At 70.3% G+C, this 14,777-nt stretch carries 16 protein-coding genes; 8 read left to right on the plus strand and 8 right to left on the minus strand.

Annotated elements, in window-relative coordinates; genetic code table 11:
- Window positions 1–28 precede the first annotated feature (28 nt).
- Complete coding sequence (locus tag ACFC1W_RS05280) at window positions 29–193, plus strand: hypothetical protein (protein ID WP_375989480.1); 165 nt, start codon at window positions 29–31, stop codon at window positions 191–193.
- Window positions 194–264: 71 nt separating this feature from the next.
- Here the strand turns inward: ACFC1W_RS05280 and ACFC1W_RS05285 are convergent, their stop codons facing one another.
- Window positions 265–1,044, minus strand: a complete 780-nt coding sequence (locus tag ACFC1W_RS05285; RefSeq protein WP_375989482.1) for a MerR family transcriptional regulator — start codon at window positions 1,042–1,044, stop codon at window positions 265–267.
- Window positions 1,045–1,182: 138 nt separating this feature from the next.
- Here ACFC1W_RS05285 and ACFC1W_RS05290 point away from each other — a divergent pair, with 138 nt between their 5' ends.
- Together ACFC1W_RS05290 and ACFC1W_RS05295 are read left to right on the plus strand one after the other, a co-directional pair.
- Window positions 1,183–2,073, plus strand: a complete 891-nt coding sequence (locus ACFC1W_RS05290; RefSeq protein WP_375989485.1) for a DUF4097 family beta strand repeat-containing protein — start codon at window positions 1,183–1,185, stop codon at window positions 2,071–2,073.
- Window positions 2,073–2,681, plus strand: coding sequence for a PadR family transcriptional regulator (locus ACFC1W_RS05295; protein ID WP_375989487.1), 609 nt, complete (start codon window positions 2,073–2,075; stop codon window positions 2,679–2,681). Before ACFC1W_RS05290 ends, ACFC1W_RS05295 begins: the two co-directional genes overlap by 1 nt.
- Before the next feature lie 60 nt (window positions 2,682–2,741).
- Here the strand turns inward: ACFC1W_RS05295 and ACFC1W_RS05300 are convergent, their stop codons facing one another.
- The gene (locus ACFC1W_RS05300; RefSeq protein ID WP_375989490.1) at window positions 2,742–3,284 is read right to left on the minus strand and encodes a universal stress protein; all 543 of its coding nucleotides are present in this window, start codon (window positions 3,282–3,284) and stop codon (window positions 2,742–2,744) included.
- A 160-nt stretch (window positions 3,285–3,444) separates the two neighbouring features.
- Between ACFC1W_RS05300 and ACFC1W_RS05305 the strand changes: the two genes are divergently transcribed.
- A complete protein-coding gene (locus tag ACFC1W_RS05305; RefSeq protein WP_191765143.1) occupies window positions 3,445–3,621 on the plus strand; it encodes a DUF3073 family protein in 177 nt (58 codons plus the stop codon).
- A 37-nt stretch (window positions 3,622–3,658) separates the two neighbouring features.
- On the opposite strand, the gene ACFC1W_RS05310 is transcribed toward ACFC1W_RS05305, so the two are convergent.
- The 3 genes from ACFC1W_RS05310 to purM are packed head-to-tail and all read right to left on the minus strand — an operon-like array spanning window position 3,659 to window position 7,547.
- Entirely contained in the window at window positions 3,659–4,885 is a 1,227-nt protein-coding gene (locus ACFC1W_RS05310) for a CynX/NimT family MFS transporter (RefSeq protein WP_375989493.1), read from the minus strand.
- A gap of 43 nt (window positions 4,886–4,928) precedes the next feature.
- Entirely contained in the window at window positions 4,929–6,389 is a 1,461-nt protein-coding gene (gene purF / locus ACFC1W_RS05315; protein ID WP_375989496.1) for an amidophosphoribosyltransferase, read from the minus strand.
- Between the two features lie 6 nt (window positions 6,390–6,395).
- The gene (purM, locus tag ACFC1W_RS05320; protein ID WP_375989499.1) at window positions 6,396–7,547 is read right to left on the minus strand and encodes a phosphoribosylformylglycinamidine cyclo-ligase; all 1,152 of its coding nucleotides are present in this window, start codon (window positions 7,545–7,547) and stop codon (window positions 6,396–6,398) included.
- Window positions 7,548–7,732: 185 nt separating this feature from the next.
- Between purM and ACFC1W_RS05325 the strand changes: the two genes are divergently transcribed.
- Window positions 7,733–8,344, plus strand: coding sequence for a zinc-binding alcohol dehydrogenase (locus tag ACFC1W_RS05325; protein WP_375989502.1), 612 nt, complete (start codon window positions 7,733–7,735; stop codon window positions 8,342–8,344).
- Window positions 8,345–8,410: 66 nt separating this feature from the next.
- Here ACFC1W_RS05325 and ACFC1W_RS05330 read toward each other — a convergent pair whose 3' ends face one another.
- Both ACFC1W_RS05330 and ACFC1W_RS05335 read right to left on the minus strand, forming a co-directional pair.
- On the minus strand, window positions 8,411–8,746 hold the full coding sequence (locus ACFC1W_RS05330) for a potassium transporter Trk (protein WP_191765134.1): 336 nt from the start codon (window positions 8,744–8,746) through the stop codon (window positions 8,411–8,413).
- 66 nt (window positions 8,747–8,812) lie between these two features.
- Window positions 8,813–9,178 (minus strand): sterol carrier family protein, encoded by a 366-nt coding sequence (locus tag ACFC1W_RS05335; RefSeq protein ID WP_375989504.1) that lies wholly within the window; start codon window positions 9,176–9,178, stop codon window positions 8,813–8,815.
- 193 nt (window positions 9,179–9,371) lie between these two features.
- On the opposite strand from ACFC1W_RS05335, the gene purD reads away from it, so the two are divergent.
- Window positions 9,372–10,643 (plus strand): phosphoribosylamine--glycine ligase, encoded by a 1,272-nt coding sequence (purD, locus tag ACFC1W_RS05340; protein WP_375989507.1) that lies wholly within the window; start codon window positions 9,372–9,374, stop codon window positions 10,641–10,643.
- 78 nt (window positions 10,644–10,721) lie between these two features.
- Here purD and ACFC1W_RS05345 read toward each other — a convergent pair whose 3' ends face one another.
- Window positions 10,722–12,251 (minus strand): DHA2 family efflux MFS transporter permease subunit, encoded by a 1,530-nt coding sequence (locus tag ACFC1W_RS05345; protein ID WP_375989509.1) that lies wholly within the window; start codon window positions 12,249–12,251, stop codon window positions 10,722–10,724.
- A gap of 148 nt (window positions 12,252–12,399) precedes the next feature.
- Between ACFC1W_RS05345 and ACFC1W_RS05350 the strand changes: the two genes are divergently transcribed.
- The gene (locus ACFC1W_RS05350) at window positions 12,400–13,359 is read left to right on the plus strand and encodes a phosphoribosylaminoimidazolesuccinocarboxamide synthase (protein ID WP_375989511.1); all 960 of its coding nucleotides are present in this window, start codon (window positions 12,400–12,402) and stop codon (window positions 13,357–13,359) included.
- A gap of 71 nt (window positions 13,360–13,430) precedes the next feature.
- Window positions 13,431–14,765: a uracil-xanthine permease family protein gene (locus ACFC1W_RS05355; protein WP_375989513.1), complete on the plus strand. Its 1,335-nt coding sequence runs from the start codon at window positions 13,431–13,433 to the stop codon at window positions 14,763–14,765.
- Window positions 14,766–14,777 lie beyond the last annotated feature (12 nt).

A 14,777-nucleotide genomic window follows, 5' to 3' on the forward strand; every position in this document is an offset into this window, starting at 1 on the left:
GCACCGACGAAGGAGAAGGAGAACCTCCATGAACCTCGCCCTGATCATCATCATCGTCGTCGCTGTCGTGCTGGCGATCGTCGGAGGCCTGAACAGCGCCCTGAGCTGGCTGCTGTGGGTCGCCCTGATCGTCGGTGTGATCGCCCTCATCGCGTTCCTGTTCCGAGTAATCAGCGGGAGCCGACGCGTCTGACACTCCGGATCCATCTCTCCGGAAACCACGGATGCCGCAGCCCATCGGGCTGCGGCATCCGTGTTTCTGCTCTAGAGGTTCGCGTCGGCGTAGACGCGCAGGGCGTCCCGCACGAACTCCGCGCCGGCGGTGCCACCCGCGCTCGTCGCATAGTTCGCGCCGAATCGCGGATCGGCCACGTACATCTCGCCCAGCCCGATCACATAGGCCTTGACGTCGCCGCCGGGCACCGCGGCGGGCGTGCCGGGGATGCCGGTCAGCCACTCCACGTGCCGACGTGCAACGGCCTGCGCCTCGTCACTGTCGGGCGTGATGCCGCTCTCGGCGGCCGCGATCCAGTCGCGACCGAGGTCTGACACGCGCTGCTGCCACGCCTTCTTGTCGTCGGCGCCCATGCCGCGCCACCAGCGGTCGCTGTCGGCGTAGGCCTTCTCACCCCAGCGCTCCTCGACCTCATCCTTGTACCGGGTGTGGTCGAAGCCGTCGAACATGTTCTCTGCCATCAGTCGTTCACCTCCTTTCAATGCGGTGATGGTCGTCTCGACCGCTGCGACCTGTCGCGTCAGCCGATCCTGTTCCTGCCTGAGCCACGCCAGGTGGCTCTCGAGGGCATGCGCCTCGGACGAGTCGCGCCCGAGGACATCCGCGATCTGCGGAAGTCCGAGGCCGAGGTCGCGCAGCAGCAGGATGCGCTGCAGGCGCACGAGCGCGGCCTGGTCGTAGTACCGGTAGCCGTTGGCTCCGACGCGGGACGCGGGAAGCAGCCCGATGTCGCCGTAGTGCCGCAGGGTGCGACTCGTCGTGCCGGCGAGCTTCGCGATCTGCTGGATCGACCACTCGTCCTCGTTCATGTCCACCACGCTAAAGGTTGACGTTGCGTCAAGGTCAAGCGCGGGTCGAGAACGTCTCTTGACAATCTCGCGATATATCGTGTTAGTCTCGCCACACGCGATATATCGCGACCATCCCTGATACCCCTGGAGAACACCATGACCCTGGAAAAGTGGATCATCCACCCGGGCGAGACCCGCGTCATCGACCTCGAGACGGTCAGCCGCCTCAAGGTCGGCCTGGTCGGAGGCCAGATCGACGTCATCGCCCACGACGAGCCGGGCGCCCGCATCGAGGTGCACGGCGTCACCATCAAGGACCTCCGCATCGAGGTCGTCGGAGACCAGGTCGAGATCGACCACCCGCAGCTGCGGTGGGACAACTTCCTCGAGGTCTTCCGCAACTTCGGCGACGGCGGCCCCAAGGCCGAGATCAGCGTCGCGGTCCCCCGCTCGGTGGCGCTGACGCTCGGTGTGGTGAGCGCGAGCGCCCTCGTGTCGGGACTGCACACCGATGCGCGCCTCAACACCGTCTCCGGCGACATCATCGTCGACGGGCTCACCGGCGACCTCACCGTCAACGCCGTCTCCGGCGACGTGCAGGTGCGCGAGCTGGTCGGCTCGCTCAACGCCAACAGCGTCTCGGGCGACGTGGCGGCCACCGGCTCGCTGCGCAAGGCGACGGTCGACACCGTCTCGGGGTCGATGCTGATCGACTCGACGGGCGAGCTCCACGCCGTGAACCTCAACACGGTCAGCGGCGCGTCGACCGTCCGCCTCGATGAGGGGTACCCGGCCAACTTCGTGGTGCGCAGCGTCAGCGGTCGCGTGCAGATCGACGGCGTCGTCCGCTCGGGCAAGGGCACAGGTCCCACGACGAACTTCTCGGGATCCGTCGGCGAGCTCAGCGGCAACTTCGCCGATGTGCGAGCCAACTCCGTCTCGGGAGACGTCACGGTTCTCCGCCGGTCCTCCGCGCCGGCTGCGCCGGCCGCGCCGACGGGCCCCGCGGTCGAGTCCGCGGACGAGTCGACTGAGGAGGAGTGGTGATGAGCCCCGTCTTCTCCCACGGCGACCTGCGCCTGTACCTGCTGAACCTCCTCGACGAGGGTCCCCGGCACGGCTACGACATCATGCAGGCGCTGTCCGACCGCACCGGCGGCACGTACACGCCCAGCGCGGGCACGATCTATCCTCGCCTCGCCAAGCTCGAGGAGGAGGGACTCGTCACCAAGTCGATCGACGGCCGCAAGACCGTGTACTCGATCACCGAGGCCGGGCACGCCGAGGTGCAGTCCCGCGCCGGCGACCTCGAGGGCATCGAGGCCGGCCTCGCCGACTCGGTGCGCCTGATCGCCGACGAGGTGCGCGGCAGTGTGCGCGAGGCGATGAAGAGCCTGCGAGCCGACCTCGCCGCCGCGAGCGCGGACGAGCGTCAGAGCGCGCCGCAGCCGGCCGAGAGCGACGACCCGCGCGTGCTCACGCGGGAACAGCTGCATCGAGCGGATGCCGCGATCAGCGAGTTCCGTGCACGGCTGCGCAGCGACCTCCGGTCGCACGTGGCCCGCGGCGGTGTCCTGGCCGCGACGTTCGTGGACGAACTCGCGGACGACCTCGACCGCATCGCGCGCGACGTCACCCGCACGCTCAAGGGCTGACGCCGGAACCGTCTCGCTGCGCTCGTTCGTCGAGCGCAGCGGGGCCGCGGTCGGAGGGGCTCACTGCCCCGGCCAGATGTCCTCGTCGTCGGCCACCGGCTCGCCGAGCGGCACGACCAGGATGCTGCGGTGCTGCCGGTGCGCGAGCCGGGCGGCCACCGAGCCGGTGAAGAACTCGCGGATCGACTCGCCGAGCCCGCGCTTGCGCGTCCCGACGACGATGAGCTTCGCGTCGATCTTCTCGGCCAGGTGCTTGATCGCCATGGCGGGGTCGCCGACGAGCTGCTGGATGGTCCAGTCGATGTCATGTCCGGAGAGGAATGCGGTCACCGTCTCTGTGACCTTGGCGAGCTCGCCCTCGCCCGCGGCGATGTTGAGGTCGATCGGCGCGGAGTGGACATACCCGTCGGGGTCTTCGTACGTGACGAACCGCGTGACGTCGACATGCACGACGAGGAGCGGGGCGCCGAGCAGCTTCGCGTAGCGCGCTCCCTCGCCCAGCACGCGGGTGGACTGGTCGGGGACGACCCCCACGATGACCGCGCCCATCACCGCCTCGTTCGACGGGGTGGTTTCCGCCCGGTCCGATGCCTCGTCCGTCATGCGTCCTCGCTTCCTCGCGTGCCGATGCCACAACAGCGCCGGAGCCGGCCGGGGTGCGGAGGCTCCGTGTTATCCTGAATGCTACTCTTACCGGCCTCGAGCCGGCGTCGTTGCGGCGGGCCGACAGATTGCCCGCGACTCACAAATGAGGGGGTCTCGCATGGGGCGTGGCCGTCAGAAGGCGAAGCACACCAAGATCGCCCGCGAACTCAAGTACGACGTGCACAGCGTCAACTACGGGGCGCTCGAGCGCGAGCTCGGACACCCGTCCGACGACCAGTACGTCGACAAGTGGGCAGACCAGTACTCCGACGAGTACGAAGACGAGAAGGCGTAGCCCCTACGCACTCCTCCGGCGCCCCTGAGCGGATGCCTCACCACGCGCCGTGACGGCGCTCCCAGTCATCTTCGACGGTGTGCCTGCGCGCCGCGACGACTCCCGCGGGGATCGCGGCCGCGACCACCGCGGCGAGGATGAGGAGCGGCACCGTCCACGAGCCGGTGACATCGTGGATCAGGCCGATCCCGAACGGGAACAGTGCCGCGATCGCGTACCCGACGCTCTGCACGAACCCGCTGAGGGCGACGGCTCCCTCATGGGTGCGCGTCCGCAGCCCGAGCAGCACCAGGATCATCGGGAACAGCAGGGGCGCGAGCCCGAGCAGCCCGACCCACAGCCACGGCGCCGTCGACGGAGCGAAGAGCAGGCCCGCGATGCCGGCGAGTCCGGTGCTCACCGCGACGCCGAACAGCGCGCGGGTCACGTTCCAGCGCGTCACCAGCAACGGCACGACGAGCGACGCCGGCAAGCCCATGAACGCGAAGAGCGCGAGGAGCACTCCCGCGATCGCGGGAGTGACGCCGGCGACATCCACGAGGATCGTGGGCAGCCAGACGAACGAGGTGTATGCCAGGGTGCTCGATACGGCGAAGCCGACCGTCAGCGCCCAGGCGAGCGGGACGCGCCACATGCGTCCCAGGACGCCCGGCGGTGGCTGATCGATGTCGTCATCGCTCGCAGCGGCATGCTGTCGCAGCGCGAGGCCGACCCAGGGGACCAACGCGACGACGGCGAGGACGGCCCAGAGCCCCAGCGAGACGCGCCAGCCCGCAGCATCCGCCACCGGAACGGCGAAGAGCGGGGGGACGAAGGTCGACACCGCCATGGTGGTGGAGAACACCGTCGTCATGAGGCCGATGCGATCGGGGAAGTAGCGCTTGACGAGCGGCGGCAAGAGGATGTTGCCGCTGCCGACCGCCGCGAAGATGAGCGCGGTCCCCGCCAGCAGCAGGCCGGAGTTCGGCGCGAGGGCGCGTGCGATCAGCCCGAGTGCGACCACCACCATCGCAGCCACCGCGAGGCGCTCGAGGCCGAACCTGCGCTCGAGCGCGGGTGTCAGCAGGCCGAACACCGCGTAGCAGACGGGGGGCGCGGTCCCGATGAGCCCGATCACCGCGGCCGGTACGTCGAACTCGGCGGAGATGTGGTCGAACAGCGGTGAGAGCGAGGCGACGGCCGAACGCAGCGAGAACGCGAAGAGCACGATGCCGACGAGGGCGAGTGCGCGCCCGTACCAGAGCGGACGGGCGGGGGAACTCACCGGTCAAGCCTACGTGCCGCCGGATGCCCCGGCCGCGCGTGTGTCAGGACTCCTGGGAGCCTTCGACCCACGCCAGGTACTCCTCGGTCACCGTTCCGGTGACGTAGCGCCCGTCGAAGCAGCTCATGTCGAGGTCGTCGACGTCGGACCCCTCGAGGATCGCCGCCTTCAGGTCCTCGACCTCCTGGTAGACCATGTAGTCGGCGCCGAGCTCCTCGGCGATCTCGGGGATCGTACGGCCGTGCGCGACCAGCTCGTGGCGCGACGGCATGTTGATGCCGTAGACGTGCGGGTAGCGCACGGGCGGGGCCGCGGACGCGAACGTGACGCTCTTGGCTCCGGCATCCCGCGCCATCTGGATGATCTGCTTCGATGTCGTTCCCCGCACGATCGAGTCATCGATCAGCAGCACGTTCTTGCCCTTGAACTCGCTCGACATCGCGTTGAGCTTCTGGCGCACGCTCTTCTTGCGGGCCGCCTGTCCCGGCATGATGAACGTCCGGCCGACGTAGCGGTTCTTGTAGAAGCCCTCGCGGTACTCGATGCCCAGCTTGCGCGCGACCTGCATCGCTGCGGGGCGCGAAGAGTCGGGGATCGGCATGACGACGTCGATCGCCCCCGGGGGCGTGTACTTGGCGATCGTGTCGGCCAGGCGATCACCCATGCGCAGCCGGGCCTCGTAGACCGAGATGCCGTTCATGACCGAGTCGGGCCGTGCGAGGTACACGTACTCGAACGAGCACGGGACCAGCCTCGGGTCGACCGCGCACTGGTGGGTGTGCAGGTGGCCGTCGAGGTCGACGAACACCGCCTCGCCGGGGTCGACGTCGCGCACGACCTCGAACTCGCCGTTCTCCAGCACGAGCGACTCGCTCGTGACGACCCATTCATAGCTGCCGTCGTCGTTCTTGCGCGTGCCGAGGATGAGGGGACGGATGCCGTACGGGTCGCGGAACGCGAGCAGGCCGTGGCCGGCGATGAGCGCGATGGCGGCATACGACCCCTCCACGCGCTCGTGCACGCGGGTCACTGCCTGGAAGATCTGCTCGGGCTCGAGCTCGACGCCCGAGATCGAGCTCTGCAGCTCGTTGGCGAGCACATTCACGAGCAGCTCGGTGTCGGACGACGTGTTGAGGTGCCGGCGATCCTTGTGGAAGAGCTCGTCGGTGAGCTCGCGGGTGTTGGTGAGATTGCCGTTGTGCACGAGGACGATGCCGTACGGCGCGTTCACGTAGAACGGCTGGGCCTCCTCCTCGCTCGACGCCGTGCCCTTGGTCGCGTAGCGCACGTGACCGAGGCCGAGGTTGCCGAGGAGCGCGCGCATGTCGCGCGTGCGGAACGCCTCGCGCACCTGGCCCTTCTCCTTGTGCACGTGGAAGACGCCGTTGGTCTCCGCGGTGGCGATGCCCGTGGAGTCCTGACCTCGATGCTGCAGCAGGAGGAGTGAGTCGTAGATCTCCTGGTTGACCGAGCCGCGGCCCACCATCCCGACGATTCCGCACATGGGGTGTTACTTCGCTCCGTTGTTCTCGCCGAATGCGCCGACGAGGCGCACCGCGCCGCCGTCGACGCCCTTGGCGCCCTGCTCGAACTCGCCGCCCGGCCGGCTGCCGTCGCGCACGACGCCTACCTGCCAGGTCGCGATGCCTTCGGCGGTGAGAGCGGATGCCGCTGCCTCCGCCTTCTCGGCCGACACGACGGCCAGGAACCCGATGCCGAGGTTCCAGGTGCCCTCGGTGGACTCCAGATCGAGATCGCCGAGGTCGGCCAGCACACGGAAGACGGGCGGCGGCGACCAGGTCGACCGGTCGACCTCGACCCACGTGCCCTGCGGGAGCACACGCGCCAGATTCGCCGCGATGCCGCCGCCGGTCACGTGGCTGAGCGCGTGGACGGCGTCGCCGGTCTGGGCGATGAGGCGCAGGAGGGGCTGGGTGTAGAGGCGCGTGGGCTCCAGCAGCGCCTCGCCCCAGGTGACATGCGAGCCGAGGTCGGCGGCGCGGTCGCCGTACTGGATGCCGGCGCCCGCGACGATGTGACGCACGAGCGAGTAGCCGTTGGAGTGCAGGCCCGAGCTGGCGAGCGCGAGCACGACGTCGCCGTCGCGCACGCGTTCGGCCCCGAGCACGCCACCCGCCTCGACGACGCCGGTCGCGGCGCCCGCGACGTCGTAGTCGTTGATGCCGAGCAGGCCGGGGTGCTCGGCGGTCTCTCCGCCGACGAGGGCGGTCCCGGTCTCGTGGCAGCCGGCGGCGATGCCGCGGACGATGTCGGCGATGCGCTCGGGGAAGACCTTGCCGCACGCGATGTAGTCGGTCATGAAGAGCGGCTTCGCGCCCACCACGACGATGTCGTCGACGACCATGCCGACCAGGTCGAGCCCGATCGTGTCGTGCTTGTCGATCGCCTGCGCGATCGCGACCTTGGTCCCGACGCCGTCGGTGCTCGTCGCGAGCAGCGGCTTGTCGTACGTCTTGAAGGCCGAAGCGTCGAAGAGTCCGGCGAAGCCGCCGACCCCGCCGAGCACCTCGGGTCCGTGCGTACGGCGGACGGCCGACTTCATCAGCTCGACGGCGAGGTCGCCGGCGGCGGTGTCGACTCCGGCCGCCGCGTAGGGGTTCACGGGCGTGGAAGAGGGGGCATCGGGCGAAGAGGAGGCCACGCCTCCAGCCTACCGGCGCGACGGCGAGGGCGGATGCCGCGTGACGGCGGCCGCTGCCCCTCCGTCGAGTGTCCACGGAAACGCCGTAGCCCGGGTCGAGCAGGCGGCATCCGTGGACACTCGACGGGGTTGCATACCTGTGGATCAGCGGGCTCGATGGCAGTGGCCGGTTCTAGAATGGCGGCATGGGCGGCACCGGTGCTCCGGAGTGGCTGATCCGCGAAGACGCCGGTCAGCCCGTCCTTCTCGCGCTCTATCTGCGACAGGTGCTGGGCATCCGCTCCCCGGACGAGCTGCCGCAGCTGCGCGGCATCCCTCCCCGCGTCAACGAGCGGTCCGAAGAGGCCCAGGCCCTGCTCGAACGTCAGTGGCGCGAGTACTGGGCGATGACGGTCGAGCCGCAGGCGCACCCGTCTCCCGTTCCGCTCGACCTGGTCGATGGGTTCGACACGCTCCTCGCCCTGCCGTCGGAGGGCTGCGACGAGCTGCGCGCCGCCGTCACGCCGCATGCGGCGGAGGCCCTGGCGTTCACGCAGTCCGCTCATGCCCGCTATCGACGCGACGCCAGCCCCGGCACCGGAACGGCGTACCGGGCGTATGCGAGCGCGATCGCCGAGCACGAGCGTCAGGTCGGCCGGCGCGCCCACTCGTTCGAGCTCAACGTGCAGGTGCTGCCGCTGACTCAGCGCGGCGTGTGGTGGATCGGCTCGCTCACGATCGCCGTCACCGACGGCCTGCGCGGCGACGTCGCGGCGTTCGACGCGGCGATCCACCCGATCATCGCCGAGCTGGCCTGAGGTGGGCGCGAGCTGAGGCGCACCGGCGTCACGAGGCGGGGCGGTGCGGGTTGAGGCGCGCGGCCGTCAGGAGGCGGGGCGGTCCTCGTCGACCTGCACCGACTCGTGATCGACCGTGACCTCGCGCGTGCGCTTGCTCGAACGACGGTCGAACCACAGGGCGACGAAGCCGGCGAGCGCGAGCCCGACGGGGATGCAGACGAGGAGCAGGAACCCGAAGACCTGGCCCTGCGAGTAGACGAGCCCGGTGTTCGGGCTCTTCTCGGCGGAGCCGTCGAACGCGAACGTGAGGATCATCGCGACCACGACGCCGAGCGCGGCGCCGGCGAGCAGGAAGACCGAGATCTTCGGTGCGCGGCGGACGCGCACGGTCTCGATGTGGTCCTCGACGTGATCCGGCATGCCTCCATTGTCCCACTCCTGCCGAGCGGCGGCACCGACCCGGCCGTCGAGCGGCGGGGGCCGCGGTCAGGGGCGCAACGGGAGCAGGTCGGAGATGTCGGCGCGCGTGCCGGATGCGAGGATGCGGCCCTGGGCGGCGGCATCCGTCCACAGCTCTTGTCCGGTTGCGAGGGCGATCCACGTCGCGGGATCGGTCTCGACGACGTTCGGCGGCGTCCCGCGGGTGTGGCGCGGGCCGTCGACGACCTGCACCGCACCGAACGGCGGTACGCGAACCTCAACCGAGTTGCCCGGGGCCTTCTCCGCCAGCAGCTGCAGCAGGTAGCGGACGGCGGTCGCGAGGTCGGTGCGGGAGGGGAGGGATGCCTCACCCGCCGCATGCACGGCTTCGAGGGCGGTGCGTCCCTCGTCGGTCGTGATCCTTCGCGGCATGAGTCAACGCTACGCCGCGCGGAGGCGGGTAGGGGCGGCCACGCCGCCGCGTCCGGTTCCCGCGTCGCCGCCCGCATCCGTGCCACCGTCAGGAAACACGCCGTTGGCGCCGCTCCCCGGGTCGGTGCCGGCGGCGTGTCGCCTGACTCCGGCCAGCCGGAACGCGGTGCGAAGCGCTCGGTAGGCTGGTCGGGTGAAGATCCTCGTACTCGGCTCGGGCGCGCGCGAGCACGCCATCATCCTCGCCCTGCGCTCGGAAGACACGGAGCACGAGATCTTCGCGGCTCCGGGCAACGCCGGCATCGCGCAGGACGCCGAGGTCGTGGCGCTCGACGCCGACGACCCCGCCGCCGTCACGGTCTTCGCGAACGGGAACGCCGTCGACCTCGTGGTGATCGGGCCTGAGGCTCCGCTGGTCGCCGGCGTCGCCGACGCCCTGCGCGAGCGCGGCATCCCGGTGTTCGGCCCCGGCAGAGCCGCGGCTCAGCTCGAGGGCTCCAAGGCGTTCGCCAAGCGCATCATGGATGCCGCGGGCGTCCCCACCGGCCGCGCGCTGCGGGCCGCGAACCGCGTCGAACTCGAGGCAGCGCTCGACGACCTCGGATCCCCCTATGTGGTGAAGGCCGACGGCCTGGCTGCGGGCAAGGGCGTCATCGTCACCGAAGACCGCGCCGCGGCGATCGCACACGCCGACGCTTACCTTCCTTCCGGCCCGGTGCTCGTTGAGGAGTTCCTCTCCGGGCCCGAGGTGTCGCTGTTCTTCCTGAGCGACGGCGACCACGTGCTTCCGCTCAGCCCCGCGCAGGACTACAAGCGCCTGCTCGACTCCGACGCCGGCCCCAACACCGGAGGCATGGGCGCGTACTCGCCGCTGCCGTGGCTGTCGGAGCGCTTCGGCGGCGAGGACGAGTTCGTCGATCTCGTCACGCGCGAGGTGGCCGAGCCGGTCATCCGCCGGCTCGACGCCGAGGGCACGCCGTTCATCGGCCTCCTCTACGCCGGGCTCATCCTCACCGATGCCGGTGTCAAGGTCATCGAGTTCAACGCGCGCTTCGGCGACCCCGAGACGCAGGTCGTGCTGCCCCGGCTCGTCGACCCGCTGTCCGAGCTGCTGCTGGCCGCAGCATCCGGCAATCTCGAGAGCCGCCCCCGGCCCGCCTTCGCCGACGCGGTCGCCGTGACCGTGGTCCTGGCGAGCGAGGGATATCCGCAGTCACCCGTGACCGGCCGGCCGTTGAGCGGATTGGATGCCGCGGCCGCCGTCGAGGGCGTGCATCTCGCTCACGCGGCCACGGCCGAGACCGAGGGCGGACTCGTCGCGACCGGCGGGCGCGTGCTGAACGTGGTCGGACTGGGAACGACGTTCACCGAGGCGCGCGACCGCGTCTACCGGTCGGTCGCCGCCATCGAGCTCGAGGGCGGGCAGCATCGCACGGACATCGCGGCCCGCGTCGTCGAGGACTGACGGCTCGACCGCGCCGTCTCGCGGCCTTCCGCCGCCCGCAGCGCAGTTCGGCGCGGCTGGAACGCACCCATGCGCGTCCTACACGGCCTCCTCGGCGGCCTGCCACTCGGCGGTCGGCGTCGGCGACGGGCGACGAAGGAACAGCACCGCGACCACGCCGATCAGCAGCACAGCCGCCGGCAGCAGGATCGCCTGCGCCATCGCTGTCGAGAACGGCTCGGCGATCTGCGGAGGGAGCGCGCCGTCGCCGAAACCCGCCGGCGCTTCGGAGGCACCCGGGAGGTTCGCCTCGAGGCGAGCCTGCATGAACACGGCGATCGATGCCGAGCCGAGCACCGAGCCGATCGTGCGCATGGTGTTGTAGATGCCCGCTCCGGCGCCGGCCTGGCGCGGCGCGAGGTTGCGCGTCGCGGTCGTCGCGAGCGGACCCCACATGCCGGCATTGCCGACGCCCATGATGAACGACGGGATGAGGAACATCCAGATCGGGGTGTCGAGGTTCATCAGGAACGAGTAGAGGACGAGCGACCCCGTGACGAGCAGCAGTCCGGGGACGAGCAGGACGCGCGGGTCGGTGCGGTCGAGCCAGCGACCGGCGATCGGGGAGAGCACGCCGGCCGCGACGGCCATCGGCACGAGCAGCAGTGCCGCCTCGGTCGGAGTGAGCCCGCGACCGAGCTGGATGAAGAACATCAGCGGCAGCGACATGCTCGTCACGGTGAAGCCGACGGTCGCGATGCCGAGGTTCGCCACCGAGAAGTTGCGGTCGCGGAACAGCTCCAGCGGCACGAGCGCCTCGCTCTTCGTCTTCGCCTGCTGCCAGATGAACAGCGCGAGCACGACGGCGCCGGCGAGGATCAGCCCCCACACCGTGATCGGGCCCCAGATCACGCCCCAGTCGTAGGTCTCGCCCTCCTGCAGGCCGAACACGATGAGGAACAGGGCGACCGCACTCAGCACGACGCCAACGAGGTCGAACTTGTGCGGGTGCGTCTCGAGCTTCGGCACGAGGATCCAGGCGAGGACGAAGCCCACGATCCCGACCGGGATGTTGATGAAGAAGATCCACTCCCAGCCGAGGCCGTCGACGAGCAGACCGCCGGCGAGCGGGCCGACGAGCATCGCGACGCCCGAGGTGGCGCCCCACAGGCCCATCGCCGCCCCGCGCTGATTCGGCGGGAAGGTGCGGGTGATGACCGCCATCGTCTGCGGCGTCATCATCGCCGCGCCGAGGCCCTGCACGGCGCGGAACGCGATCAGCGCGCCGAGGGTCGGCGACAGACCGCACGCGAGCGAGGCGAGGGTGAACACCGCGAGCCCGATGAGGTAGATGTTCTTCGGTCCGAACCGGTCGCCCAGGCGACCCGTGATGAGCAGCGGCACCGCGTACGCCAGGAGGTACGCCGACGTCACCCACACCACGTTGTCGAGGTTGTTCGTCTCGGGGTCGAGCGCCGCCTTGATGGCGGGGTTCGCCACCGACACGATCGTCGTGTCGATGAGGATCATGAAGAACCCGATGACCAGTGCCCACAGCGCGGGCCACGGACTGCGGGGAGCCTGGGACGGGCGAGCGGATGCCGCGGCCCGAGTCGTCTGTTCGGTCATCGCATCCTTCATATCGCTCCGTGTCGTAGAGTCCGGGGGGACTCTACGCCTCCTCGGCGCCCACCCGGGTCGGTCCGCGGAACTCCGCGCGCGACGCCCCGCCCGTAGGCGGCGCTCGGCGGCGGGCGCGGCCCGGGATAATGGGCAGGTGACGAGCCCCCTCGAACTGCCCGGCTGGCGGCATGTGTACTCCGGCAAGGTCCGCGACCTGTACGTCCCCGCCGACGCGTCCGACGCCGCCACGGCCGAGCGCATGCTCGTCGTCGCGAGCGACCGCGTGAGCGCGTTCGACCACGTGCTGTCGCCCGGCATCCCCGACAAGGGCGTGCTGCTGACCACGCTCAGCCTGTGGTGGTTCGACCAGCTGGCGGGCGCGGACGGCGGCCGCGGCATCCCGAACCATCTCGCGTCGTCGCACGTGCTGACCCTCGGCGCGGACGGCGAGGCGAACACCGCCGATGATCTGCAGTCGTTGATCCCGGATGCCGTCACCGGCCGCGCCATGGTCGTGAAGAGCCTCGACATGCAGCCGATCGAATGCGTCGTGCGCGGCTACCTCACCGGCTCGGGCTGGGCCGAGTACCGCGAGAACGGCACGGTGTGCGGCATCGTCCTGCCGGCGGGGCTGCGGAACGGCGATCGGCTCCCCGAGCCGATCTACACCCCGGCGTGGAAGGCCCCGATGGGCGAGCACGACGAGAACATCACGTACGAGCGCACGGTCGAGCTGGTGGGCGCAGAGCGCGCCGCCGAGCTGCGCGACCTGTCGCTCGAGATCTACACGCGGGCTGCGCGCACCGCCGAGCAGCACGGTGTGATCCTCGCCGACACGAAGTTCGAGTTCGGCATCGACGACGACGGCGTGATGACCCTCGCCGACGAGGTGCTCACGAGCGATTCGTCTCGGTACTGGGATGCCGCGGCCTGGGCGTCGGGCACGACCCCCGAGGAGCGCATGGCGAGCTTCGACAAGCAGATCGTCCGCGACTGGCTGGCCGCGAACTGGCCGCCGCCGCGCGAGGGCGAGCCGCCGGCCCTCCCCGCCGACGTGATCGAGCGCACCACGGCCCGCTACCGCGAACTGCTCGAGCGCCTCACCGCCGCCTGACCCCGGAACTCCGCCGGCCCGCACCGTCGCTAGGGTGAGGGACGCATCATCCTCGAGCGCAAGGAGCGCGCATGCCTCTGTGGACCCTTCACGGCAACGGCCGGACCGTCGAACCCGGCCAGGTGGTCAAGCCCGGCGAGCGGCTGAATTGGCCGGCGACCGTGGCGATCGGCGCGCAGCACGTCGTGGCGATGTTCGGCGCCACGTTCCTCGTTCCGGTGATCACGGGCTTCCCCGTCTCGACGACCCTCTTCTTCTCGGGCATCGGCACCCTTCTCTTCCTCGTCGTCACCCGCAACAAGCTCCCCAGCTACCTGGGCTCGTCGTTCGCGTTCATCGCGCCGGTGACTGCGGCGACCGCGTCGCAGGGCATGGGCTCCGCCCTCGCGGGCATCGTCGCCGTCGGCGTCCTCCTCGCGGCGGTGGGCTTCGTCGTGCAGTTCGCGGGCATGGGCTGGATCGACAAGCTCATGCCGCCGGTGGTCGCCGGCGCGATCGTCGCACTGATCGGGTTCAACCTCGCCCCGGTCGCGTGGGACAACTTCGAGCAGCAGCCGGTGACGGCATCCATCACCCTCGTCGCGGTGATCCTGTTCAGCGTGCTGTTCCGCGGCTTCCTCGGCCGCATCTCGATCTTCCTCGGCGTGATCGTGGGCTACGTCGTCGCCCTGCTCTTCGGCGAGGTCGACTTCTCCGCCGCCGACGAGGCGGCCTGGTTCGGGCTGCCCGAGTTCCACCTCGCCGACTTCGCCGCGCCGGGCACGTGGAGCGTCATCGCGATGTTCCTGCCCGTGGTGCTCGTGCTGATCGCCGAGAACGTGGGGCACGTGCGCGGGGTGGCGACGATGACGGATGCCTCGGTCAACCAGCACACCGGCCGTGCACTCATCGCCGACGGGGCCGCGACCACGCTCGCCGGCTTCTTCGGCGGCTCGGGAACCACGACGTACGGCGAGAACATCGGCGTCATGGCCGCGACCCGCGTGTACTCGACGGCCGCCTACTGGGTCGCGGGCATCGTCGCCGTGCTGCTCGCGCTGTCGCCGAAGATCGGCGCCGTCATCGCCTCGGTGCCGGCGGGCGTGCTCGGCGGCGTGACGACGGCGCTCTACGGACTCATCGGCATCATCGGCATCAAGATCTGGGTCGACAACCGCGTGGACTTCTCGCGGCCGGTCAATCAGTACACCGGCGCCGTCTCCCTCGTCATCGCGATCGCGGGCTTCACGATGCAGTGGGGCGAGTTCCAGCTCGGCGCGATCGTGATCGGCGCCGCCGCCGCCCTGCTGATCTACCACCTCGGCAACGCGATCGCGCGCTGGCGCCGGACCGGGGCCGACGACGGCGGCCCGATCCCGGCGGTCGGCCCGCTGGGTGGCGACCCCGAGAACGCTCCGGAGCGCTGAGGCGGTCGCTCC

Origin of the sequence: Microbacterium sp. NPDC056003, from assembly GCF_042274785.1 — a bacterium.
Taxonomy (GTDB): domain Bacteria; phylum Actinomycetota; class Actinomycetes; order Actinomycetales; family Microbacteriaceae; genus Microbacterium.